General features: G+C 59.0%; 16 protein-coding genes and 3 tRNA genes. 12 read left to right on the top strand and 7 right to left on the bottom strand.

Translation table 11 applies throughout. The annotated features are described in order from the left end of the window. Positions 1-16: 16 nt before the first annotated feature. Positions 17-1,192, bottom strand: coding sequence for a Fe(II)-2OG oxygenase family protein (locus RVM27_RS03635; protein WP_498957378.1), 1,176 nt, complete (start codon positions 1,190-1,192; stop codon positions 17-19). Between the two features lie 127 nt (positions 1,193-1,319). Between RVM27_RS03635 and RVM27_RS03630 the strand changes: the two genes are divergently transcribed. The 4 genes from RVM27_RS03630 (at position 1,320) to RVM27_RS03615 (ending at position 4,867) form a co-directional block, all read left to right on the top strand. Then, positions 1,320-2,183, top strand: coding sequence for a LysR family transcriptional regulator (locus RVM27_RS03630; RefSeq protein WP_498957377.1), 864 nt, complete (start codon positions 1,320-1,322; stop codon positions 2,181-2,183). 105 nt (positions 2,184-2,288) lie between these two features. Then, positions 2,289-3,740 carry an alanine/glycine:cation symporter family protein gene (locus RVM27_RS03625; RefSeq protein WP_498957376.1) on the top strand — a complete coding sequence of 484 codons (1,452 nt, stop codon included), beginning with the start codon at positions 2,289-2,291 and terminating at the stop codon, positions 3,738-3,740. A 186-nt stretch (positions 3,741-3,926) separates the two neighbouring features. Continuing rightward, entirely contained in the window at positions 3,927-4,535 is a 609-nt protein-coding gene (locus RVM27_RS03620) for an FMN-dependent NADH-azoreductase (RefSeq protein ID WP_498957375.1), read from the top strand. 29 nt (positions 4,536-4,564) lie between these two features. Next, complete coding sequence (locus RVM27_RS03615) at positions 4,565-4,867, top strand: MGMT family protein (protein WP_058577101.1); 303 nt, start codon at positions 4,565-4,567, stop codon at positions 4,865-4,867. A 125-nt stretch (positions 4,868-4,992) separates the two neighbouring features. Here RVM27_RS03615 and RVM27_RS03610 read toward each other — a convergent pair whose 3' ends face one another. Both RVM27_RS03610 and RVM27_RS03605 read right to left on the bottom strand, forming a co-directional pair. After that, on the bottom strand, positions 4,993-6,561 hold the full coding sequence (locus RVM27_RS03610; RefSeq protein WP_498957374.1) for a GNAT family N-acetyltransferase: 1,569 nt from the start codon (positions 6,559-6,561) through the stop codon (positions 4,993-4,995). 43 nt (positions 6,562-6,604) lie between these two features. Beyond that, a complete protein-coding gene (locus tag RVM27_RS03605) occupies positions 6,605-7,522 on the bottom strand; it encodes a DMT family transporter (RefSeq protein ID WP_287808335.1) in 918 nt (305 codons plus the stop codon). A gap of 231 nt (positions 7,523-7,753) precedes the next feature. Here RVM27_RS03605 and RVM27_RS03600 point away from each other — a divergent pair, with 231 nt between their 5' ends. The 5 genes from RVM27_RS03600 (at position 7,754) to RVM27_RS03580 (ending at position 16,112) form a co-directional block, all read left to right on the top strand. After that, positions 7,754-9,775, top strand: a complete 2,022-nt coding sequence (locus RVM27_RS03600) for an FAD-dependent oxidoreductase (protein WP_287808334.1) — start codon at positions 7,754-7,756, stop codon at positions 9,773-9,775. Positions 9,776-9,914: 139 nt separating this feature from the next. Continuing rightward, positions 9,915-10,967: a threonine aldolase family protein gene (locus tag RVM27_RS03595; protein ID WP_498940662.1), complete on the top strand. Its 1,053-nt coding sequence runs from the start codon at positions 9,915-9,917 to the stop codon at positions 10,965-10,967. 266 nt (positions 10,968-11,233) lie between these two features. Then, positions 11,234-13,156 (top strand): PrkA family serine protein kinase, encoded by a 1,923-nt coding sequence (locus RVM27_RS03590; protein ID WP_498957373.1) that lies wholly within the window; start codon positions 11,234-11,236, stop codon positions 13,154-13,156. A gap of 80 nt (positions 13,157-13,236) precedes the next feature. Further along, complete coding sequence (locus RVM27_RS03585) at positions 13,237-14,526, top strand: YeaH/YhbH family protein (RefSeq protein ID WP_039181974.1); 1,290 nt, start codon at positions 13,237-13,239, stop codon at positions 14,524-14,526. A 20-nt stretch (positions 14,527-14,546) separates the two neighbouring features. Then, on the top strand, positions 14,547-16,112 hold the full coding sequence (locus tag RVM27_RS03580) for a SpoVR family protein (RefSeq protein ID WP_498957372.1): 1,566 nt from the start codon (positions 14,547-14,549) through the stop codon (positions 16,110-16,112). 37 nt (positions 16,113-16,149) lie between these two features. Here the strand turns inward: RVM27_RS03580 and RVM27_RS03575 are convergent, their stop codons facing one another. After that, a complete protein-coding gene (locus RVM27_RS03575; protein ID WP_039181982.1) occupies positions 16,150-16,464 on the bottom strand; it encodes a high-potential iron-sulfur protein in 315 nt (104 codons plus the stop codon). 258 nt (positions 16,465-16,722) lie between these two features. On the opposite strand from RVM27_RS03575, the gene RVM27_RS03570 reads away from it, so the two are divergent. Both RVM27_RS03570 and RVM27_RS03565 read left to right on the top strand, forming a co-directional pair. Beyond that, positions 16,723-16,998: an Lrp/AsnC family transcriptional regulator gene (locus RVM27_RS03570; protein WP_486996726.1), complete on the top strand. Its 276-nt coding sequence runs from the start codon at positions 16,723-16,725 to the stop codon at positions 16,996-16,998. A gap of 226 nt (positions 16,999-17,224) precedes the next feature. After that, positions 17,225-18,088 carry a DNA/RNA non-specific endonuclease gene (locus RVM27_RS03565; RefSeq protein ID WP_227407781.1) on the top strand — a complete coding sequence of 288 codons (864 nt, stop codon included), beginning with the start codon at positions 17,225-17,227 and terminating at the stop codon, positions 18,086-18,088. A gap of 296 nt (positions 18,089-18,384) precedes the next feature. On the opposite strand, the gene RVM27_RS03560 is transcribed toward RVM27_RS03565, so the two are convergent. From RVM27_RS03560 to RVM27_RS03550, 3 genes are all read right to left on the bottom strand, one after another. After that, a tRNA-Leu gene (locus RVM27_RS03560) sits at positions 18,385-18,471 on the bottom strand. A 72-nt stretch (positions 18,472-18,543) separates the two neighbouring features. Then, positions 18,544-18,630 (bottom strand) — tRNA-Leu (locus RVM27_RS03555). 84 nt (positions 18,631-18,714) lie between these two features. Next, positions 18,715-18,801 (bottom strand) — tRNA-Leu (locus RVM27_RS03550). A 270-nt stretch (positions 18,802-19,071) separates the two neighbouring features. Here RVM27_RS03550 and rnr point away from each other — a divergent pair. After that, positions 19,072-21,471 (top strand): ribonuclease R family protein, encoded by a 2,400-nt coding sequence (rnr, locus tag RVM27_RS03545; protein ID WP_498940668.1) that lies wholly within the window; start codon positions 19,072-19,074, stop codon positions 21,469-21,471. The last annotated feature ends 2 nt before the right edge of the window (positions 21,472-21,473 follow it).

Below are 21,473 nucleotides of genomic sequence, written 5' to 3'. Positions count from 1 at the left end.
GCTTAGGTTGTTGTGATTACGCGGTAGTACGGGCGAGAACACGCAGGCGCGAAGCCAGCATATCGCGGTCTAGATAGGTGCCCTGAAGATGGCGAGCACCGCTATTGGGATCGAACTCCCGGCGGCCGTGAAGCACGCGACGGTTATCGAACGCCACCATCTGGCCCGGTTTTAAGGTGAACTCCAGCTGGTGGGCGTCGCTGTGGAAGAGCTGCCACAGCACTTTATAAGCGCGGTACCAGGCCGCCATTTTTTCGGCGGGTAGATGAAGGGTGTCGCGTATCCAGTTATTGAGGCGTATCTCCACCAGCTCGCCTTGGCTATCTAGGGTGATCACTGGGGCTTTGATGGCGATATCGTGGGTGTCGTCCTGAAAGCGAAAATCGATGGGTGTCTCACTAAGAATAACGAGCGCTTCCGGGTCCTGTTCGCGTAGGGCATTGATCACCCGGGCACCGTCAGCAAACAGCGACTCGCCACCGCTGGCGTCGTTTTGCAGGCAGTAGAGCAGTTGAATATCCGGCGGCTGCTGCCAGTTGGGCAGGTCGATATGCAGCGGTAGCCCGACAGCGGTATAGGCCGCGTTGTTGGGGTTGGGCTTGGAGCGAACATTAAAGCGCCCGCCGAAGTTGGTGGCGCGTTGCGGGCCAATGCGCTCGGCAAGGCGGCTGACTTCCTCTTCCACCAGCGGTGCGTCGGTGACCAGCGCTAAGCCGTCTCGTAGCAGGGCGGTCAGCCAGGTTTTCTCGCCTTCTGGGGTCAGAAAGTCGGCATGGCGAACGCCTTCGGGGAAGAAGTCGTCACGCCACGGCTGCGGGGCGGGCAGTGCAGAAAAGCGCGTCGCCTCAGGGCGGCGCTGGTACAGCCAGCCGCTATGAAAAGCGCTCACATGCCCATCCTGCCACTGTAAATAGAGGTGCCCATCTGCCAAGGTAACGCTAGGTGGCTGTTCGATATTGTCTAGCGGTAGGTAGAGACGCTCGCGGGTTTGCGGATGGCGACACTCGGCGCAGGCGCAGTGGTCGCGGAGCCATAGCAGGGGCAGTGCTGTTCGCGTACCGTCTTCCCAGGTCAGCGCAAGGCTGCTGTCGGTGAGCGTGGCATCGCTGAGTGCCGGGCCGTGTTCATAAGGCGTGAGTTCACTCATTTGAGGGGCTGAACGCTTTTCCGTCGCTGCTAGTGCGCTGGTCATAAGGGGCCTCGCTGTGGGTTGATGACATGTTGTTGAATGCTTCTATATAGGATGCGGAGTCCTCTGTGCAGTGACAAACGATTAATCTGGCCCCAAAGACTTTGTTTTATTTATAGGTAGCTTTTTCATGATCCAATTACCACCGCTGTTATGGCTACAAGCCTTTGAGTCGGCCGCCCGAACGTTGAGCTTTACTGCGGCGGGCCACGAGTTAGGTGTGACCCAGGCCGCCATCAGCCAGCGTATTCGGCTGCTGGAAGATCGTTTAGGCCAAAAACTATTCGTGCGCCACGCGCGAAGCCTGACCCTGACGCCTGCCGGGCAGGCGTGGCTGCCCAGCATTCATGATGCGTTTTCCCGCATTAGCGAGGGCACCACGGAAGTATTTGGGATGACTAGTGAGAAACCAGTGACGCTGCGCGCAACGCCGGTCATTCAGCAATCCTGGCTAGCACCACGGCTGGTGGCGCTGCATCAGCAAAAGCCCCATCTATTACTGCGTTTGGTGAGTGCGATCTGGCCTGACGACTTTGGCCCGGAAGGGGCGGACATTGAAATCCGCTATGGCCGTGGCGAGTGGAGTGGACTAGAGATGCTGCCGCTGGGCGACGAGCAACTGCTGCCAGTATGTACTCCGGCGTTGGCCCGTGAGTTAACCAAACCCAGCGACCTAGCAGGGCATACGCTGCTGCACGCGGTAGGTTTTGGCGTAGGTTGGCCCGGCTGGCTGCAGGCGGCGGGTATCGCCCATTTGGAGGCCGAGTGTCTGTCGCTTACCTGCGATAACCAAGTGATGACCTTGGCATTAGCCAGCCAGGGGGGCGGTGTGGCGTTAACCCATCGCCGTTTGCTGGATCAACGACAGGATTTAGTGGCGCCGTTTAACGTAGAGGTGCCCAGCGATGAGCGCTTCTGGCTGGTGCGGCCCAGTAAGCGGCAGGTAAGCGAAGAAGCTGGGGAGGTGTGGGATTGGTTAGCCACTTCCGTTTAATTGGTTTTTTTGCTGATAATGAGTAAATGCACCAATTTTCTTGCCATTTTGGTGCAACCGTGAAGAATGATGCGCCTTCTTTGTTTTAAAAAAGGTGTGTTTGGTATGGATTTTACTCTTCCTCCCCTGTTGACCGCGATGGTGGACCGCGGTAATGGGCTGTTATGGGGCAGTGTGCTGATTTACCTGCTCATCGGTGCTGGCCTCTATTTCACGGTCATGACCCGTGCTATTCAAATTCGTTATTTCGGACATATGTTCAAGCTGCTGCGCGGCTCCCGGCAGTCCAACGGCGGTATTTCCTCGTTCCAGGCGCTCTCTACCAGTCTCGCCGCGCGGGTGGGCACGGGTAACCTAGCGGGCGTTGCGGTGGCGATCTACTTCGGCGGCCCCGGCGCGATTTTCTGGATGTGGATGACCGCCATGGTGGGCATGGCGACCAGCTTTGTGGAGTCCACGCTGGCTCAGGCCTACAAAACTGACCATGGCGATAACACCTTTCGCGGTGGCCCGGCGCGCTACATCGAACGCGGCTTGGGGCTGCGCTGGCTGGCGGTACTGTTTTCTATCTGCCTGATTATTGCGTTTGGGTTGGCGTTTAACAGCGTACAGGCCAACTCCATCGCCCAGGCCATGGAGCAGGCATTCGCCATTCCCACCTGGGCCATGGGGTTAGTCTTGATGGCCATCGTTGCGCCGATTATTTTCGGCGGCTTGAAGTCGATTGCGAAAGTGGCCGAGTTAGTGGTGCCGCTGATGGCACTGCTGTACCTGATCTTGGCGCTGGTCGTGGTGGCGCTGAATATTAGCGACCTGCCCGCTGCCATCATGACAATCGTGCAGAGCGCTTTTGGTATTGAGCAGGCGGCCGGCGGTGCGATGGGCTATGCCATTTCCCAAGCGATTATGAACGGTATTCAGCGCGGCTTGTTCTCTAACGAAGCGGGCATGGGCTCTGCGCCTAACGCGGCAGCAACTGCTAGCACCCGCCCGGATCACCCGGCGGCCCAGGGCTTCATTCAAATGCTGGGCGTTTTTCTGGATACTCTAGTGATCTGTACCGCGACGGCGGCCATCATCATCATGGCGGGCCCTGAGCTGCTAGCGGGTGAAGAGAATAACGGCATTCAGCTAACCCAGACGGCGCTGTCCAGCCACGTAGGAGACTGGGGCGGCATGTTTATCGCCATTGCCATCCTGCTGTTTGCCTTCACCTCGGTGATTGCTAACTACTCCTACGGCGAATCCAACATCGAGTACCTGGCGGGCCGCCGTGCGCCGCTGGCGGTGATGATTTACCGCTTTGCCGTGCTGGGCATGATCATGGTGGGCTCCGTGGCCAGCCTGGGAGCTATCTGGAATTTTGCGGATCTCTCCATGGGTATGATGGCGATCATTAACCTGGTGGCGATTCTGCTGCTATCGCCCATTGCCTTTGCGCTGTTCAAAGATTACGACACCCAGCTCAAAGCGGGTAAAGAGCCGGTCTTCGATCCCAGCCAGTTCCCGAAACTGGCCAAAAAGGTCGACCCCAAGGCGTGGCCCAAGCAGAAGTAAAAGACGCGGGTTAAAAGTGCTAAACGCCCCGCTCGACGTTGCCAAACTGCAGCGTGGGGCGGGGCTTTTTCGTGGGGCGGATAATTCGATTTTGTCGAATGAAACTCGGAAAACGTTGCGCTTTTGCTTAGCCAAAAGCGCCGTAGAATAGCGCCTAACCTTCCCCCTGATTTTTAAGGATTTTTCATGACCACTCGTGCCCTTTTAGTGACCTCTTCTATTCTCGGCGACAACGGCCAGTCCAATGCGCTGGCGACTCATTTTCAACAGCAAGCCGCTGCACGCGATGGCGTCGCCGTTACCCACCGCGATGTGGTCGCCAACGCGCTTCCGCACCTCGCCATTGAAGAGTTAGGCGCTTGGCAGACCCCCGCTGAAGAGCGTACCGTTGAACAGCAGGCGCTTGCCGCTCACTCTGATGAGCTGCTGGCAGAGCTGCGCGCTAACGACGTGCTGGTACTGGCGGTGCCGATGTACAACCTGGGCATTCCGTCACAGCTGAAAGCGTGGTTTGACCGCGTGCTGCGCGCCGGTGAAACCTTCCGCTACACCGAAAACGGCCCCCAGGGGCTGATCGAAGGCAAGCGAGCTATCATTCTGGCCGCTCGTGGCGGTCAATACGCGGGCACCGAGTTCGATAGCCAAACGCCGCACCTGAAAACCATGTTGGGCCTGATGGGCATTCGCGATGTGGAAGTGGTGTTTGCTGAAGGTTTGAACATGGGCGACGCTCACCGCGATGCCGCGATGAAAGAAGCCTTCCAAGCCATTGATCAGCTTGTCGAAGCGCTCTAAACCAACGCCATAAGCCAAACGAGGTTGTCATGCCGCGCCCGGAACTGCTCGAACAGATTTACACTATTGTCGATCAAATTCCGGCGGGGCGGGTGACGACCTATGGCCGCATTGCCAAGATGACCGAAGGAGCAACGGCGCGCATGGTGGGGTCGGCCATGCGTCACCTGCCCGAGGGGCATCAGCTACCCTGGCATCGTGTCATTTCCGCGTCACTCAAACTGGCTGACCACGGCGGCGCGGCACGCCAGCACGAAAAGCTGCGTGCCGAGGGCGTCGCGTTCGATGCCAAAGGCCGCGTGCCGAGCCACCTTGTTTGGCCGGATGAGTAGCTCTTGGGTGAGTGGTTAATAGGGAGGTGTGAATAGAAAGCTGTGAATAGCGATTTGTGAATGACAAAACGCCGCCCGGTGGGCGGCGTTGGCGTACTTATGCGTAGTGGGTCGCAGGTTGAGCGTTAGTCTTCTTGCCTACTGCCGGACTTCAGCGACCAGTCCCGCCAGCGCAGGTCGAAGAGATCCTTGCGGCGGTCCTTGAGGTTGGTGACCGAGCCTTCTGCACGCACTACGGTCAGGCGGGTCAAGTCCAGGTCCGAGAAGATGATCATCTCGGTGTTGGGCGTGGTTTCGGCCAGCACTGCGTCATGGGGGAAGGCAAAGTCGGAGGGGGTGAATACCGCCGACTGGGCATACTGGATATCCAGGTTCTCGATGGACGGCAGGTTGCCGACGCTTCCGCAGATGACCACGTAGCACTCGTTCTCGATAGCCCGCGCCTGAGCGCAGTGTCGCACACGCAGGTAGCCATTTTTGGTGTCGACCCAGAACGGCACGAACAGAATGTCCATGTCCTGGTCGGCCAGCAGGCGGCCCAGTTCCGGGAATTCCACGTCGTAGCAGATCAGGATGCCGACACGGCCTGCATCGGTATCGAACACCTGCAGATCGTCGCCGCCTTCGATCACCCAGTCGCGCCGCTCCTGCGGGGTGATATGCAGCTTGGACTGTTTCTCCACCTCGCCGTCCCGATGGAACAGGTAAGCCACGTTATAAAGACGGTCATCCTCACCCACCTCGATCATCGAACCACCGACGATGTTGATGTTGTAGGACACCGCCATCCGCGACAGCTCGCTCTTGAAACGGTCGGTGAAGCCCGCCAAAAAGCGGATGGCAGCGGTCTGGTCTTTCTGCGCGGCGCGATCCTGCAGGCCCATGAGTGGCGTGGTGAACAGCTCCGGGAAAACGGCAAAGTCGCTCTGATAATCCGACAACGCATCGACGAAATACTCGATTTGCTGCAGCGCAGCCTCCACGGAGGCGAACTCACGCATTTGCCACTGCACCGCGCCCACGCGTACCTGAGTGGGGCGAGTGTCTAGCACGTTTTCAGCGGGCTCGAACAGAATATTGTTCCACTCCAACAGCGTGGCGTAGCCTCGGGACTGCTCGTCTTCCGGCAGGTACTTGCGTAACAGACGTTTGACCTGGAAGTCGTTGGCAAGCTGGAACGACAGAATCGGGTCGTAAATCTCCTTGCGGGAGACTTTGTCGATGTACTGGGCCGGGGTTAGCTCGCTGGCGTGCTGGTGATACTCGGGAATCCTCCCGCCCGCGAGAATGGCGCGCAGGTTGAGCGAACGGCACAGCTCTTTACGCGCTTCGTATAGGCGGCGGCCCAGGCGGTAGCCGCGATAGTCTGGGTGGATCAGTACATCCAGCCCGTACATGGCATCGCCTTCCGGATCGTTCAGGATGATTTCACGATGGCCGATCAAATCGTCGTATTTGTGCGGGTTGGAGAACTCGTCATAATCCACCTGCACGGTGAGCGCCACGCCGACCAGCACGCCATCGTCCTCGATAGCAATCTGACCATCAGGAAATTCTTGGATCAGCTTATCGATGGTGTGCTTGGGCCAAGCGCCACCAATGTCGTGATACACCGCGTCCATCAGCGACTTCAACTGATCGTAGTCGTCGCTGGTGAGGTTACGCAGATTGAGGTGCAGGTCTTCCAGGGACATAGGTCAGGGGTTCCCATTCAGCGAATGAAGTTAGCTTATTGTATCATTGCTGGGCGCTGCTCGTTTTACTGGCCGCCACGCGGCTGACCAGAGGGCGGGTCAAGGTCTGCGCCATGATCACGCCTGCCAGGATCAGCAGCCCGCCAATGAAGTGGAAGCCCGCTACCCGCTCACCCAAAAACGCCATGGCAATCAGGGCGCTGAACAAGGGCATCAGGTTGATGAAAATACTCGACTGGTTGGCCCCGATCTGACGGACGGCCCGCATCCACAGGAAGGTAGTGATCACCGAGGCCGGAATGCCCGCGTAGAGGATCAGCCAGACGTTGCTGCTATCCACTGGGGTCATGGGGCCCAACAGGTACGAGGGCAGCAGGAACAGGACGGCAAAGCAGACCTGGGCGTAAAGCATCACCCAGGGCGGAAGGTTCATGGCCCAGCGTTTCAGCATGACGCCATACAGCGCATAGCAGGTGGCTGCCACCACCATCAGCGCGTCGCCCTGGGCCACCTGCAGTTGCAGCAACGACAGCGGGTTGCCACGCCCCAGCAGTACCGTCACGCCAATGAAGGCCAGCACGCCGCCTGCCACGCCGCCCATCGTGGGGGGCTCACGCAGAATCAGCGCGCTGAGCAGTACCGTCAGCAGGGGCACCATGGCCGCCAGAATGCCCATATTGGTGGCGGTGGTGGTTTCGGCTGCCACGTAGGCAAGCCCCTGCCACAGGCCCATGCCCAGCAGCCCAAGCAGCGCCAGCTTCAGCCAGTTGCGGCGAATCTCGTCGCGGTGACGCAATACCGCAGGCAGCACGAAAGGGGTCATGACCACCAGCGCCAGCAGCCAGCGTAAAAAGGCGATACTGCTGGGCGCGATGGCGCCGACCGTCAACTGGTTGATGGTCATATTGCCGGACCATATCAGTACGGTGGCCAGTGGGGGCAAGAAGTAGATCAATGGCATAGCGCATTCCCTTAAAACAATCCCTTATCGTTAGCCGGTTAATGTGACGCGCTTTGCCGCCAGGGGCAAGGGGGGAAGTAGTCGATATAGCGACTATCGTCTGGATAAAAAGGCGATACAGTTGCGTGGTAAAAGTCTGTACGTAGCCAGCGCTATGTCATACGCTTGTTTGAATGTGAGTGGCAAGCCATTGATTGCCCGCCGTACTAATAACAGTGAAGGAGCACCGTGATGCACCAAGCGCCAGCTTATCCGCACCTATTTCGTCCATTAACCGTGGGACATTTAACGCTGCCTAACCGCGTATTGATGGGGTCCATGCACACCAATTTAGAAGAAGCGCCGAATGGCTTTGAGCGCTTGGCAGCGTTCTATGCAGAGCGCGCGCGTGCAGGGGTAAGCCTGATTGTGACGGGTGGCATTGCGCCCAATGCCGAAGGGGCGGTATTTCAAGGTGCCAACGCGCTGACAGAGGAGTCTCAAGTGGCGGAGCATCGCCATGTTGTCGACGCGGTACATGCTGCCGGTGGGCACCTATGCATGCAAATTTTGCACGCCGGGCGCTACGCTTACTCACCAGAGCTGGTGGCCCCCTCGGCGCTGCAAGCCCCCATCAACCCGTTCATCCCCCGAGCGCTCTCCAGTGAAGAGGTAGAGCAGCAGATTGCCGACTATGTTCGCTGCGCTACGCTCGCCCAGCAGGCGGGCTACGACGGCGTAGAGGTCATGGGCTCGGAAGGCTATTTGATCAACCAGTTTATTTGCCGCCGCACCAACCAGCGTGACGACGACTGGGGCGGCGATTTTGAGCGGCGTATGCGTTTCCCTGTCGAGATCGTCAAGCGTATTCGCCAAGCGGTTGGCGAGCGCTTCCTGCTGATCTTCCGCCTGTCGATGATTGATCTGGTGGAAGAGGGCAGCTCCTGGGAAGAGGTCGTACAACTGGGCCAGGCCATTGAAGCCGCTGGCGCGAACGTCATCAATACCGGCATTGGCTGGCACGAGGCACGGGTGCCGACCATCGTGACCAGCGTGCCCCGGGCCGCGTTTACCGAAGTCACCCGCCGCATTCGCGCGGCGCTGTCGATTCCGCTGATTACCACCAACCGTATCAATATGCCGGAGGTGGCCGAGCGCGTACTGGCCGAGGGCCATGCGGATATGGTGTCGATGGCGCGTCCGTTTTTGGCTGACCCCGAGTGGGTGCGTAAAGCCGAGGCGGGCTTGGCGAAGGAGATCAATACCTGCATCGCCTGTAACCAGGCCTGCTTGGATCACACCTTTATGGGCAAGCTGACTTCCTGCTTGGTCAACCCCCGTGCCTGCCACGAAACCGAGATCACCCTGGCGCCTGCGCAAACACCTAAGCGGGTAGCGGTGGTAGGCGGCGGCCCAGCGGGGCTTGCCACAGCAGTAGCGGCGGCCAGTCGTGGGCATGCCGTGGTGCTCTTTGAGCGGCGCAGCGAGTTGGGTGGGCAGTTTAACTACGCTCGCAAAATCCCCGGTAAAGAAGAGTTTAACGAAACTCTGCGCTACTTCCGCGTCATGCTCGAAAAGCACGCGGTGGACGTGCGCTTAAACACCGAAGCCACTGTAGGCGCCCTGGCAGATTTTGACGAAATCGTGATTGCCACGGGGGTGGTGCCCCGTGAACTGGCGTTACCTGGGGCCGACCACCCCAGCGTGCTGAGCTATGCAGACGCCATTGAGCAGCCTGAACGAGTAGGCAAGCGCGTGGCGGTGATTGGGGCAGGCGGCATTGGTTTTGATGTTTCGGAGCTGCTTTCCCACGAGGGGCACCCCACCATGGAGGTGGCCGCATGGTGCGATGAGTGGGGCGTGGATTTAGCAGTGGGCGAACGGGGCGGCTTAAAAGCGCCGCAGCCGCCACGTTCACCGCGCAGCATTGTGATGCTGCAGCGAAAAAGCTCTAAGCCAGGCAAAAACCTGGGTAAAACCACGGGTTGGGTGCATCGTGCCTCGTTAAAGCAGCGTGGCGTAGAAACACTGGCCGGCTGCGAGTATGTGCGCATCGACGATGCGGGCTTACACATCCGCCGCGAAGGGCAAGAGCAGGTGGTCGAGGTGGACACCATTGTGGTGTGCGCAGGCCAAGAGTCGGTACGCGACTTGATTTCGCCGCTGGCCCAAGCGGGTAGCCGCGTGCATGTGATTGGCGGCGCAGATGAAGCGGCCGAATTGGATGCCAAGCGCGCTATTGATCAAGGCACCCGGCTGGCGGCCTCGCTGTAACTCGCGTGGGGGCGTGACGTTCACGCTAAAATGGCGATAGACTGATGGATCACCCTAACTACTAAGCCACGTTAGGGATTTAAGGCGCGGGTGGCACCCAGCCTGCGCCGCACGACCGTCAGACAAAAGGATTATCGTCATGCTCTCGGAGTGTACCCCACGATTTTTAGCCAGTGACAACACCTCCGGTATCTGCCCGGAGGCGATGCAGTACTTACTCGAAGCCAATCAGGCCGATGATTTAGCCTACGGCAACGACCGCTGGACCGCCCGCGCCGCCGACCGTTTTCGTGAAATGTTCGACTACGATTGTGACGTATTTTTCGTGTTCAACGGCACTGCAGCCAACTCACTGGCGCTCTCCGCGATGGGGCGCAGCTACCACAGCGTGATTTGCCATGAGCTGGCGCATATTGAAACCGATGAGTGCGGTGGGCCGGAGTTCTTCTCCAACGGTGCCAAGCTGCTGACCTCGCCGGGAGCGAACGGCAAACTCACGCCGCAAGGGATTGAAGCGCTAGTGACCAAGCGCAGCGATATCCACTACCCGAAACCGAAGGTGGTATCGCTCACCCAAGCCACCGAAGTCGGCACCGTTTACTCCCGCGAAGAGCTGCTGGCCATTCGCGCCATGGCAGATAAGCATGACCTTCGGCTGCACATGGACGGTGCACGCTTTGCCAATGCTTGTGCCAGCTTGAACGCCTCACCCGCAGAGTTGACCTGGCAAGTGGGCGTCGATGCACTGTGTTTCTCGGGCACCAAAAACGGTCTGGCGTTTGGCGAAGCCATCCTGTTCTTCAACCGCGAGCTGGCGGAGGATTTTTCCTACCGCTGCAAGCAGGCGGGCCAGCTCGCCTCCAAGATGCGCTACGTCTCGGCGCCCTGGCTGGGCCTGCTGGAAAGCGGCGCCTGGTTGACCAATGCCGAGCACGCCAACGCCATGGCCCGATACTTGTCGGAAGGGTTGCAGGCGCTGCCTGGCGTCTCGCTGATGTTCCCCACCGAAGCCAACAGTGTGTTCGTTGAATTACCTCCTCACGCTATCGAAGCGTTGAAAGCCAAAGGATGGACCTTCTACACCTTTATTGGTGCAGGCGGGGCACGGTTTGTCTGCGCCTGGAACACTACCGTTGAATTGTTGGACCAGCTGTTGGCAGATGTGAAAGCGGTGCTTGACGTTCGTGCTTGAACAATACCGCCGCTAAAAACTGCTCTGACGTTAAGCTCTCAAGCGCCGCCTTCTCAGGCGGCGCGTTGCGTTGTGGAGTTGCCACAACATTTCACGCAACTAAACCCCTGTTGCTGTGCTCATATCGTTAACAGCGCTGCGTTGAAGGTTTAGTCATCACATTTTGCTAATGCTGACTACGCTGATAGAGCGACACTTCGCACGGCAGGCGGCCTGGGAATTTGGGTCAGGCGATGGCTGCCGGGGATGGGCCACAGGAGAGTTCCATGAGCATCTTTGATCACGTTCAAGACCGTTTTGCCCGCGTTCAGCAAGAGGACATGAGCCTGGAGGAGTATCTGGCGCTGTGCCGCCGTGATCCCAAGGTGTATGCCAGCGCCGCCGAGCGCATGCTGGAAGCCATAGGCGAGCCTGAAGTGATCGACACGGCGAAAGACCCGCGTCTGTCACGTATCTTTTCCAACAAGGTGATTCGCCGTTACCCTGCGTTTGCCGAATTTCATGGCATGGAAGAGGCCATCGAGCAGATCGTGGCCTACTTCCGCCACGCGGCCCAGGGCCTGGAAGAGCGCAAGCAGATCCTCTATCTGCTGGGGCCGGTGGGCGGCGGCAAATCGTCGCTGGCCGAGCGTCTGAAACTGCTCATGGAACGTATCCCGTTTTACGCCATCAAGGGCTCGCCAGTGTACGAATCCCCGCTGGGGCTGTTTTCACCGGAAGAGGACGGCAAGCTGCTGGAGCAGGAGTACGGTATTGCCAGCCGCTACTTGCGCAGCGTCATGTCACCTTGGGCCGCCAAGCGTTTGAAGGAGTACGGTGGGGATATCTCCCAATTCCGCGTGGTGCGGCTCTATCCGTCGCGCTTGAACCAGATCGCCATCTCCAAGACCGAACCCGGTGACGAGAACAACCAGGATATCTCCTCGCTGGTGGGCAAGGTGGATATCCGCCAGCTGGAGCTCTACTCTCAGGACGACCCGGATGCCTACAGCTTCTCGGGCGGGCTGTGCCGCGCCAACCAAGGCCTGATGGAGTTCGTGGAGATGTTCAAGGCACCCATCAAAGTGCTGCATCCGCTGCTGACCGCCACCCAGGAGGGGAACTACAACCCCACCGAAGGCATGGGCGCGATCCCCTTCGATGGCGTCATTCTGGCCCACTCCAACGAATCCGAATGGCAAGCCTTCCGCAACAACCGCAATAACGAGGCGTTCCTCGACCGTGTGTACATCGTCAAGGTGCCTTACTGCCTGCGCGTCTCCGAAGAGATCAAGATCTACCAGAAACTGCTCGAAGACTCGTCCCTGAGCGCCGCGCCTTGCGCCCCGGATACGCTGCGCATGCTGGCCCAGTTCTCCGTGCTGTCCCGGCTGAAAGTGCCTGAAAACTCCAGTATCTACTCCAAGATGCGGGTCTATGACGGCGACAACCTCAAGGATACCGACCCCCGCGCCAAGTCCATTCAGGAGTACCGCGACGCAGCGGGCGTCGATGAAGGCATGCAGGGGCTGTCGACCCGCTTTGCGTTCAAGATTCTGTCGAAGGTGTTCAACTTCGACAGCCAGGAAGTGGCAGCTAACCCGGTCCATCTGCTGTACGTGCTGGAGCAGGCGCTGGAGCGGGAGCAGCTGCCGTCGGAGGTGTTCGAGCGCTATCTGGGCTTCATCAAAGAGTTTCTGGCCCCGCGCTATGTGGACTTTATCGGCAAGGAGATTCAAACCGCTTATCTCGAGTCCTACAGCGAGTACGGTCAGAACATTTTCGACCGCTATGTGACCTATGCCGACTTCTGGATTCAGGATCAGGAGTACCGCGACCCCGAAACCGGCGAGCTGCTCAACCGCCAATCGCTGAACGAAGAGCTTGAGAAGATCGAGAAGCCAGCAGGCATCTCCAACCCGAAAGACTTCCGTCATGAAGTGGTCAACTTCGTGCTGCGGGCGCGGGCGCAGAACAACGGCATGAACCCCAGCTGGCAGTCCTATGAGAAGCTCAAGGGCGTCATCGAGCACAAGATGTTTGCCAATACCGAGGAGCTTTTGCCGGTCATCTCGTTCAACGCCAAGGCATCCAGGTCCGATCAGAAGAAACACGAGGATTTCGTGGCGCGCATGGTGGACCGCGGCTATACCGAAAAGCAGGTGCGTTTGCTTTCCGAGTGGTATCTGCGCGTTCGCAAGTCCCAGTAACCAGCCGGTTGCAGGGGTGACCCTCACGATGGGCGGGCGCGGATGTTCAGCGCTCCCGCCTGAGGTATCAAGGAGGTCGAATGACCTACTTCATTGATCGCAGACCTAACGCCAAGCACAAGAGCGCGGTCAATCGGCAGCGCTTTCTGGAGCGTTACCGCAAGCACATCAAGCGTTCGGTCGAGGAAGCCGTGAACCGTCGCTCCATCACCGACATGGAGCGCGGCGAGAAAATCTCGATTCCTGCCCGAGACATCTCCGAGCCGGTGTTCCAGCACGGCAGCGGCGGCGCCCGCACCATCGTTTCTCCCGGCAACAAGGAGTTTCTGCAAGGGGACAAGATTCGTCGCCCCGGTGGGCAGGGCGGCGGTGGCGGCGCGGGAGAAGGCGGGGCGTCCAACCAGGGGGAGGGCAACGACGAGTTTGCCTTCACCCTCAGCCGCGAGGAGTTTCTGGAATTCGTCTTCGACGGCCTGGAGCTGCCACACTTGCAGCGCAAGCCCTTGAAGTCGCTGGAAGAGATCAAGATGGTGCGGGCCGGGCTGGCCCGTGACGGCGTGCCTTCGCGCATCAGCATTACCCGCTCCATGCGCGAAGCCTACGCCCGCCGCATTGCCATGCGCGCCCCCATCAAACGGGCCTTGAAAGAGGCTGAAGAGGCGCTGGCGGCGGAAGAGCGCAAGGACCCCGTGCTGCGCAACCCGGCCCGAGTGGCGGAGCTCAAGGCCGAGGTGGAGCGGCTGGAGAAGCGCATCGAGGCGATTCCGTTCATCGATACCTACGACCTGCGCTATCACCAACTCGCCGCCCAGCCACAACCCTCGAGCCAGGCAGTGATGTTTTGCGTGATGGACGTTTCCGGCTCGATGACCCAGAACCACAAGGATATCGCCAAGCGGTTTTTCCTGCTGCTCTACCTGTTTCTGGAGAAGCACTACGAAAAGGTCGAGCTGGTGTTCGTGCGCCACCATACTGCCGCTCGGGAGGTCAACGAGGAGGAGTTCTTCTACTCCCGCGAAACCGGCGGAACCATCGTCTCCAGCGCGCTGACGCTGGTGAACAAGATCATCGAAAAGCGCTACCCGGCGGGCCAGTGGAATCTATACGTGGCCCAGGCCTCCGACGGCGACAACTGGGACGATGACTCCAATATCTGCCGCGACCTGCTGGTCAAGCAGCTGATGCCGCAGCTGCAGTATTACGCCTACGTGGAGATCACTCCCCATGATCATCAGTCGCTGTGGCATGAGTATGAAACCGTGGCTGCCCAGTTTCCCGAGCGTTTTGCCATGCGCCAGATCGTCAATGCCGGGGATATCTATCCCGTCTTCCGTGAGTTGTTCAAGCGCCGCTTGAGCCAGGAGCGCTAGCGCGCGTTAAGGAGTGGGCCATGAGTGTCGACCGCAACCCCATCGCGACGGGTTCCGACTGGAACTTCGGGATTCTGGAGCGCTTTGACGAAGAGCTGGCGCGGCTGGCTGACGAGTATCGGCTGGATACCTATCCCAATCAGATAGAAGTGATCACCACCGAGCAGATGATGGATGCCTACGCCAGCGTGGGGATGCCGGTGGGCTACCATCATTGGTCGTTTGGCAAGCAGTTTCTGGCCGTGGAACAGGCCTACAAGCGGGGCCAGATGGGCCTGGCCTACGAATTGGTGATCAACTCCAACCCCTGTATCGCTTACCTGATGGAGGAGAACACGTTGATGATGCAGGTGCTGGTGATTGCCCACGCCTGCTACGGCCATAACTCCTTCTTCAAGGGCAACTACCTATTCCGTACCTGGACCGATGCGGAATCCATCGTCGATTACCTCGTGTTCGCCCGAAAATACATCGCCCAGTGCGAAGAGCGACACGGCTCCCACGCCGTGGAGCAACTGCTGGACGCTTGCCACGCCCTGCAAAACTACGGGGTCGACCGTTACAAGCGGCCTTCGCCCATGTCGGCCGAGGAGGAGGCCAAGCGCCAGGAGGAGCGAGAGGCCTATCTGCAAACCCAGGTCAACATGCTCTGGCGTACCATTCCCGAGCCGCCGACGGGTGCCGTACCGCTACCCGGGGCGCTGCACAGCGACGATGACCCGCTAGGGCTGCATAGTGGCGGGCGCTACCCCTCGGAGCCCCAGGAGAACCTGCTCTACTTCATCGAGAAGAACGCGCCGCTGCTGGCCCCCTGGCAGCGTGAAATCGTGCGTATCGTGCGTAAGTTGGCCCAGTACTTTTACCCACAGCGGCAAACCCAGGTCATGAACGAGGGGTGGGCGTGCTTCTGGCACTACACCCTGATGAATCGGCTCTATGACGAGGGCAAGGTGGACGAAGGGCTGATGCTGGAGTTTCTGCAGTCCCACGCGGCGGTCATCAATCAGCCGGGGTTCGATAGCCCTTGCTACAGCGGCCTGAACCCCTATGCGTTGGGCTTTGCGATGTTCATGGATATCAAGCGTATCTGCGAAGACCCCACTGCCGAAGATCGCGAATGGTTTCCGGACATTGCCGGCAGCCCCTGGCGGGAAACGCTGGAGTTCGCCATGCGTAACTTCAAGGACGAGTCGTTCATTCAGCAGTTTCTATCACCCAAGGTGATGCGTGACCTGAAGCTGTTCATGATCGTCGACGACGACCAGTCGGAAATGTTGGAAGTGGCGGCGATTCATGACGAACGGGGGTATCGGCGGGTGCGCGAAGCGCTATCGACCCAGTATGCGCTATCGGTACGCGAGCCCAACATTCAAGTGGTGGAGGCCGCCATTCGGGGGGATCGTTCCCTGATACTGCATCACGTTCAGGACCATCGTCGTCCGCTGGCCAGAAGCGTGTATCCGGTGATTCGTCACCTTCAGCAGCTGTGGGGGTTTCCGGTGCATCTGGTGTCGCTGGACGAGGGGCGGGTGACTCGCCGCTACCAGTGGCCGGTAGAAGAAGAGAACAAGGAAAACCATCCCTGAAAACAGTGACCCCGCGGCGAGTGCGGGGTCCAGGGTATCAGCCTTGTGCGGTCCAGGACTGGCACCAGCCGTCCGGCTCGACACTGTTTTCCGGGAACAGCTGGCAGCCTTCGGTGCCTTCCACGAAAAACATGCAGTTGGAGCACAGTTCACCCTCTTCGAAAGCCGGGTGGTCGCTGGCGTCGCTGGCATTTTCAACGTAGTTCAGTGCCTGGGCTGTCGGTGAGGACGGGTCCAGACGGGGCAGCTCCTGAGCAAAAGCAGTTTTCGACAGGATACCCGCACCAAACGGCAGGGCAGCAAGCCCCAGCACGCTGTTACGCATGAACTTACGACGGCTCTGATTAGCCATGGTGTCTCCTTATCGTCACGGTCTGACGGTGTGCTACGGTGATCGGGTGGTGGGCCACCTCTATAAAACTCCGACAGCGAAACGCTGCTGGAGATCTCTAGTACATGCTAGCGCAAGCGTAAAATTAGTGCGAATAACCTTATGAAAAGCGCGACAATTGGCCACGCTGGCCGGCAAGGCTTGGCCCCGGCGGGCAGGCTGCTATACTCGCTGCGTCGTGCAATATTCATCTTACCGCCACTCATTTGCGAGGACGCCATGCAAAGCGCAGTCATCCTGATCAATACCGAAAAAGGCCAGATCAAGGCCGTGGCCGAACGCCTGGCCGATGTGGAAGGTATCAGTGAGGTGTACTCCACCTGCGGCCGTTACGATCTGGTGGCCATTGCGCGCACCCGCGATTTCGAAAACCTGGCCGAGCTGGTGACCGAGCGGTTGAATGCCGTGGAAGGCATCAGCGATACCGAGACGCTGAACGCCATGCAGGTTCACTCACGCCATGACCTGGAAACCATGTTTTCCGTTGGTTGGTAACGCCCCGGCTTTGCAAAGCCAATGAAGCGAATGATGAAACGCCGCTGAGAGGGTGTTTACAAATGTCACGAGCGACGGCCAGGCAAGGCGAAATCAGCCGAAAAAGCGGAGTTTACGGGCTGTAAATGAGCATTTTGAGGTTGATTTCAACGCCGCATGGCCAAGCGCAGTAGTTTGAAAACACCCTCTGATAAGGCGTCTTGAAAGATAGCAGGGGAGTCCTCCGTTGGCTAAATCACTTTTGCGCTGGCGTCGTCAGGGGCGACGCTTGGGCATTGCCGTGCTGTTCGTGCTGGTCGGTACGGGCTTGTGGGAGTATCAAGGGCGCCAGCACCAGCAGGCTTATACCTGGATGGGCGTGCCCACTTGGGAAACATTGCACCCTACCAGCCTGCACCGTGTACTGCGTAACGATGGCTTTTTAGTGGGGTGGTCGGATGTACGGGTGGGGGCGTTGTGGGTCAGCTACCAGGTAGAGGCCGTGCCTGAGGATATGCGTATTGGGCCCAGGCCCAATTTCCAGCCAGACTGGCGCATGCTGTGGCCGGTGAGTACCGATAGCTATTCCGGCAGTGGCTACGACAGAGGACATCTGGCGCCCAACTACGCCATTGCTGCCGTGCATGGGCGCAGCGCGCAGGTGGACACGTTCTTGATGAGCAACATGCTTCCCCAGCGGCCGAATCTGAATCGCCAGCTCTGGCAGCGGCTCGAAGCCTCCGTCATGGATCACTTTGCGCCGCGTTTCGATCGCTTGCAGGTGATTACTGGGCCGGTCTACCCCGAGCGCTTCATGGATAACGTTTTCAACCGCGTGGGGTGGGTGGAAATACCCGAAGCCTTTTACAAGATCATCGTGGCACCCCATGATGAGGCGCCTCTGGCGCTGGCGTTCATCATGCCTCAAGACGTGCAGGGCAATGAGCCGCTGAACGACTACCTGGTGACCATTGATGAGATCGAAGCCCGCACCGGGCTGAATTTCTTCCCGAACCTCTCACCCCAGCTTGAAGCCGTGCTGGAAGGTGAGCTGCGCACCCAGGGGTGGGCGCTGGAGGAGGTATCTCGTCGCCCAGGTCGGTTCCAGTAGTAGTCCGGTACGCTGCATTTTGGCAGGCCAAGGCGTTGCCCTGGCCTGCTGCTTGAGCGCAGGCACGGCAATACTCGAACGGCATGGGCTCGATGCGTATGAGATAAACAGGCAGAGGAGAAGGCAGGTAGAAGAGAAATGGTGGGGAAGAAAAAGTATCAGAGCAAAAGGGAATCAGAGAATAAAAGCATACAGATGAGAGTGCGCCAAAAGAGGGCGACTAATGAGGGACAATACACAGATAGAAAGACATCAGAGGGGATAATACGAAAGCAAGAGCGATACGGGGGCATCGGTGGTGCCCAGGAGAGGACTTGAACCTCCACGTCCGTACGGACACTAGCACCTGAAGCTAGCGCGTCTACCAATTCCGCCACCTGGGCGTATCGACTCTTTCACTGCTTTACTGCTTTACTGCTTTCACTATACATTCAGCCATTACGTCGGTGTTCGCATGGTGCCCAGGAGAGGACTTGAACCTCCACGACCATACGGTCACTAGCACCTGAAGCTAGCGCGTCTACCAATTCCGCCACCTGGGCGAACACGAACGTACTGCCTTTCTTTCACTGCTTTACTTGCCGCCGCACCGTTCTGGTTCATGAAAGGGGATAACATGAAACAGATGGTGCCCAGAAGAGGACTTGAACCTCCACGACCATACGGTCACTAGCACCTGAAGCTAGCGCGTCTACCAATTCCGCCATCTGGGCAAGTGGCGCGTATGATACCGAGGCTGTGGCTAAATGCAAGCCCCTGGGTGTTTTTTTTAATGTAAAAAACCCGGGTTTGCAGCCCCAAGTGGTTGGGTGATTGAACGGGCGGCGCTATACTGCGCCCATGACCAAACAAAACATGACTTATTTCAACTCATCGTTAGTTGAACACGACGCCCTTCGAGGCGCACATGCCTTTCGCCCGCAGTGCACGCTGCCCGCGCTTTTTGTTCGCCTCCCGCAACCGTTATCAAGGATGTTGATCGCATGAAGTACTGGACGTTGAGTGATGATCCGCACGCCGAGCGCGAGGCGAAGAATTACGATAACCCGGCTCCTAGCCGTGAATACCTGTTGGCTGCCCTGGAAAGCTATGGCAAGCCGATTACCCATGAAAACATGAGCCGCATGCTGGGCATCGAAGACGAAGACCATCTGGAAGCGGTGCGTCGGCGTATGGCGGCCATGGAGCGCGACGGCCAAGTGCTGCGCGACCGTCGAGGCGCCTATGCACTGATCGACAAACTCGACCTGATCAAGGGCAAGGTGCTGGGCCATCGGGATGGGTTTGGCTTCGTGCTGCGTGATGATGGCAAGAAGCCAGACCTGCTGCTGCCGCCTCGTCAGATGCGTCGCGTCTTCCACGGAGACCATGTGCTGGTGCGCATCAGTGGGCGAGACCGTCGCGGCCGCGACGAAGCCACGATTGCCGAAGTGATTGCCCGCAATACCGAGACCATGGTGGGCGTATACCGCAGCAATACGCCGGAATTCGGGATTCTCATTCCCGAAAACCCGCGGATTACCCAGGAAGTGATCATCCCGCACACCGCCAGCGGTGGTGCCAAGGATGGTCAGGTGATCTCTGCCAGGATCGTCCAGCAGCCCGCCACGCGGGTTCAGCCGGTGGGTGAAGTGATCGAAGTGCTGGGGGAACGTATGGACCCCGGCATGGAAATCGATATCGCCATCCGCAGCTACGACATTCCCGCCGAGTTTCCGCCGGAGGTATTGGATCAGATCAGCGAAATCTCCGCTGAAGTGCTGGAAGCCGACAAGCAGCACCGCGTCGATCTGCGCGACCTTCCGCTGGTGACCATCGACGACGAGTCCGCCAAGGATTTCGACGATGCGGTGTGTGCCTGGAAGACCAAGTCCGGTAGCTGGAAGCTGATCGTCGCGATTGCCGACGTTTCTCATTATGTGCGCCCTGGTACCGCGCTGGATGACGAAGCGCGCACCCGCGGCAACTCGGTCTACTTCCCGGGGCAAGTGGTGCCCATGCTGCCCGAGCTGCTTTCCAACGGTCTTTGTTCATTGAATCCGCACGTCGACCGGCTGGTGATGGTGTGCGAAATGAACATTTCCAAGACCGGTGCCATCAGCCGCTACTCCTTCTATGAAGCCGTGATGAATTCCCATGCCCGACTCACCTATAACAAGGTGGCGGCCATGCTGGACGGCGAGAGTGAAGAAGGGGAGGCGCTGCGTCGGGAGCACGCCGAGCTGGTCAAGCCGCTCAAGAACCTGCATGAGCTGTACGGCCTGCTGCGCGCTGCCCGGGAGGAGCGTGGGGCGATCGACTTCGATACCACGGAAACGGCGATCATCTTCAATGAAGAGCGCAAGATCGAGAAGATCGTGCCGCGCAGCCGTAACGATGCCCACAAGCTGATCGAGGAGTGCATGCTGGCCGCCAACGTGGCGACGGCGCGTTTCCTCGACAAGCACGACCTGCCGGCGCTGTATCGTATCCACGAGCGTCCAACGCCTGAGCGGCTCGACAAGCTGCGCCTGTTCCTGAGTGAGCTGGGGCTTTCGTTGGGCGGTGGCGACGAGCCGACGCCTCAGGATTACCAGGCACTGCGGGAAGCGATTGCCGACCGCCCGGATGCCGACATCATCCAGACCGTGATGCTGCGCTCGATGAACCAGGCGGTCTATTCGCCGCAGAACGAGGGGCACTTCGGCCTTGCTTATCAGGCCTACGCCCATTTCACGTCGCCCATTCGGCGCTATCCTGACCTGCTGGTGCATCGGGCCATTCGCTCGGTGATTCGCGGGCCGCGTCAGACCGCCACCGTGGTGCGGGTAGAGGGTGCGCCGGTGGATCCGCCGAGCAAGTGGTGCCCCTACACCTTCGAGCAGATGCTGGAGCTGGGCGAACACTGCTCCATGACCGAGCGGCGGGCCGATGAAGCCACCCGTGACGTGGAGAGCTGGCTCAAGTGCGAATTCATGTCGGACAAGCTGGGCGAAACCTTTGAGGGCACCATCGCCTCGGTGACCCAGTTCGGGCTCTTCGTGCGTCTCGATGACTTCTTTGTGGAAGGGCTGGTGCACGTCACGTCACTGCCTTCCGACTACTACCACTATGAAGCCGAAAAGCATCGTCTCAAGGGTGAGCGCACCGGCACCACGTATCGCCTGGGCGATGGCCTGACCGTCCAGGTGGCGCGGGTGGACATGGATGATCGCAAGATCGACTTCGGTCTTGCCGATGACAAGCCGCGCCCGCAGCGTCAGCCGCGCAAGCGTCGTAGTGAAAGCTCTGGTGAAAAAGGCGCTGGAGCAGGAGCAAAGGCGACTGCCGGTGAGCAGCCCGCCCGTCGTGGCCCGCGCCGTACGCGCAGCGGGTCGCGTAAACCATCTTCGAAAAAGGGTTGAGC

This window comes from Halomonas sp. KM007 (assembly GCF_050709225.1).
Classification (GTDB): domain Bacteria; phylum Pseudomonadota; class Gammaproteobacteria; order Pseudomonadales; family Halomonadaceae; genus Vreelandella; species Vreelandella hamiltonii.
Note: the sequence above shows the minus strand (reverse complement) of the source record. Positions and strands in the feature narration are given on the sequence as shown.

Coding starts and splice junctions, on each gene's coding strand:
- RVM27_RS03635 (WP_498957378.1), bottom strand. CDS start 1,192: ATGACCAGCGCACTAGCAGCGACGGAAAAGCGTTCAGCCCCTCAAATG.
- RVM27_RS03630 (WP_498957377.1), top strand. CDS start 1,320: ATGATCCAATTACCACCGCTGTTATGGCTACAAGCCTTTGAGTCGGCC.
- RVM27_RS03610 (WP_498957374.1), bottom strand. CDS start 6,561: ATGTCCCTGGAAGACCTGCACCTCAATCTGCGTAACCTCACCAGCGAC.
- RVM27_RS03580 (WP_498957372.1), top strand. CDS start 14,547: ATGAGTGTCGACCGCAACCCCATCGCGACGGGTTCCGACTGGAACTTC.
- RVM27_RS03570 (WP_486996726.1), top strand. CDS start 16,723: ATGCAAAGCGCAGTCATCCTGATCAATACCGAAAAAGGCCAGATCAAG.
- RVM27_RS03620 (WP_498957375.1), top strand. CDS start 3,927: ATGACCACTCGTGCCCTTTTAGTGACCTCTTCTATTCTCGGCGACAAC.
- RVM27_RS03590 (WP_498957373.1), top strand. CDS start 11,234: ATGAGCATCTTTGATCACGTTCAAGACCGTTTTGCCCGCGTTCAGCAA.
- RVM27_RS03605 (WP_287808335.1), bottom strand. CDS start 7,522: ATGCCATTGATCTACTTCTTGCCCCCACTGGCCACCGTACTGATATGG.
- RVM27_RS03585 (WP_039181974.1), top strand. CDS start 13,237: ATGACCTACTTCATTGATCGCAGACCTAACGCCAAGCACAAGAGCGCG.
- RVM27_RS03575 (WP_039181982.1), bottom strand. CDS start 16,464: ATGGCTAATCAGAGCCGTCGTAAGTTCATGCGTAACAGCGTGCTGGGG.
- RVM27_RS03625 (WP_498957376.1), top strand. CDS start 2,289: ATGGATTTTACTCTTCCTCCCCTGTTGACCGCGATGGTGGACCGCGGT.
- rnr (WP_498940668.1), top strand. CDS start 19,072: ATGAAGTACTGGACGTTGAGTGATGATCCGCACGCCGAGCGCGAGGCG.
- RVM27_RS03595 (WP_498940662.1), top strand. CDS start 9,915: ATGCTCTCGGAGTGTACCCCACGATTTTTAGCCAGTGACAACACCTCC.
- RVM27_RS03600 (WP_287808334.1), top strand. CDS start 7,754: ATGCACCAAGCGCCAGCTTATCCGCACCTATTTCGTCCATTAACCGTG.
- RVM27_RS03615 (WP_058577101.1), top strand. CDS start 4,565: ATGCCGCGCCCGGAACTGCTCGAACAGATTTACACTATTGTCGATCAA.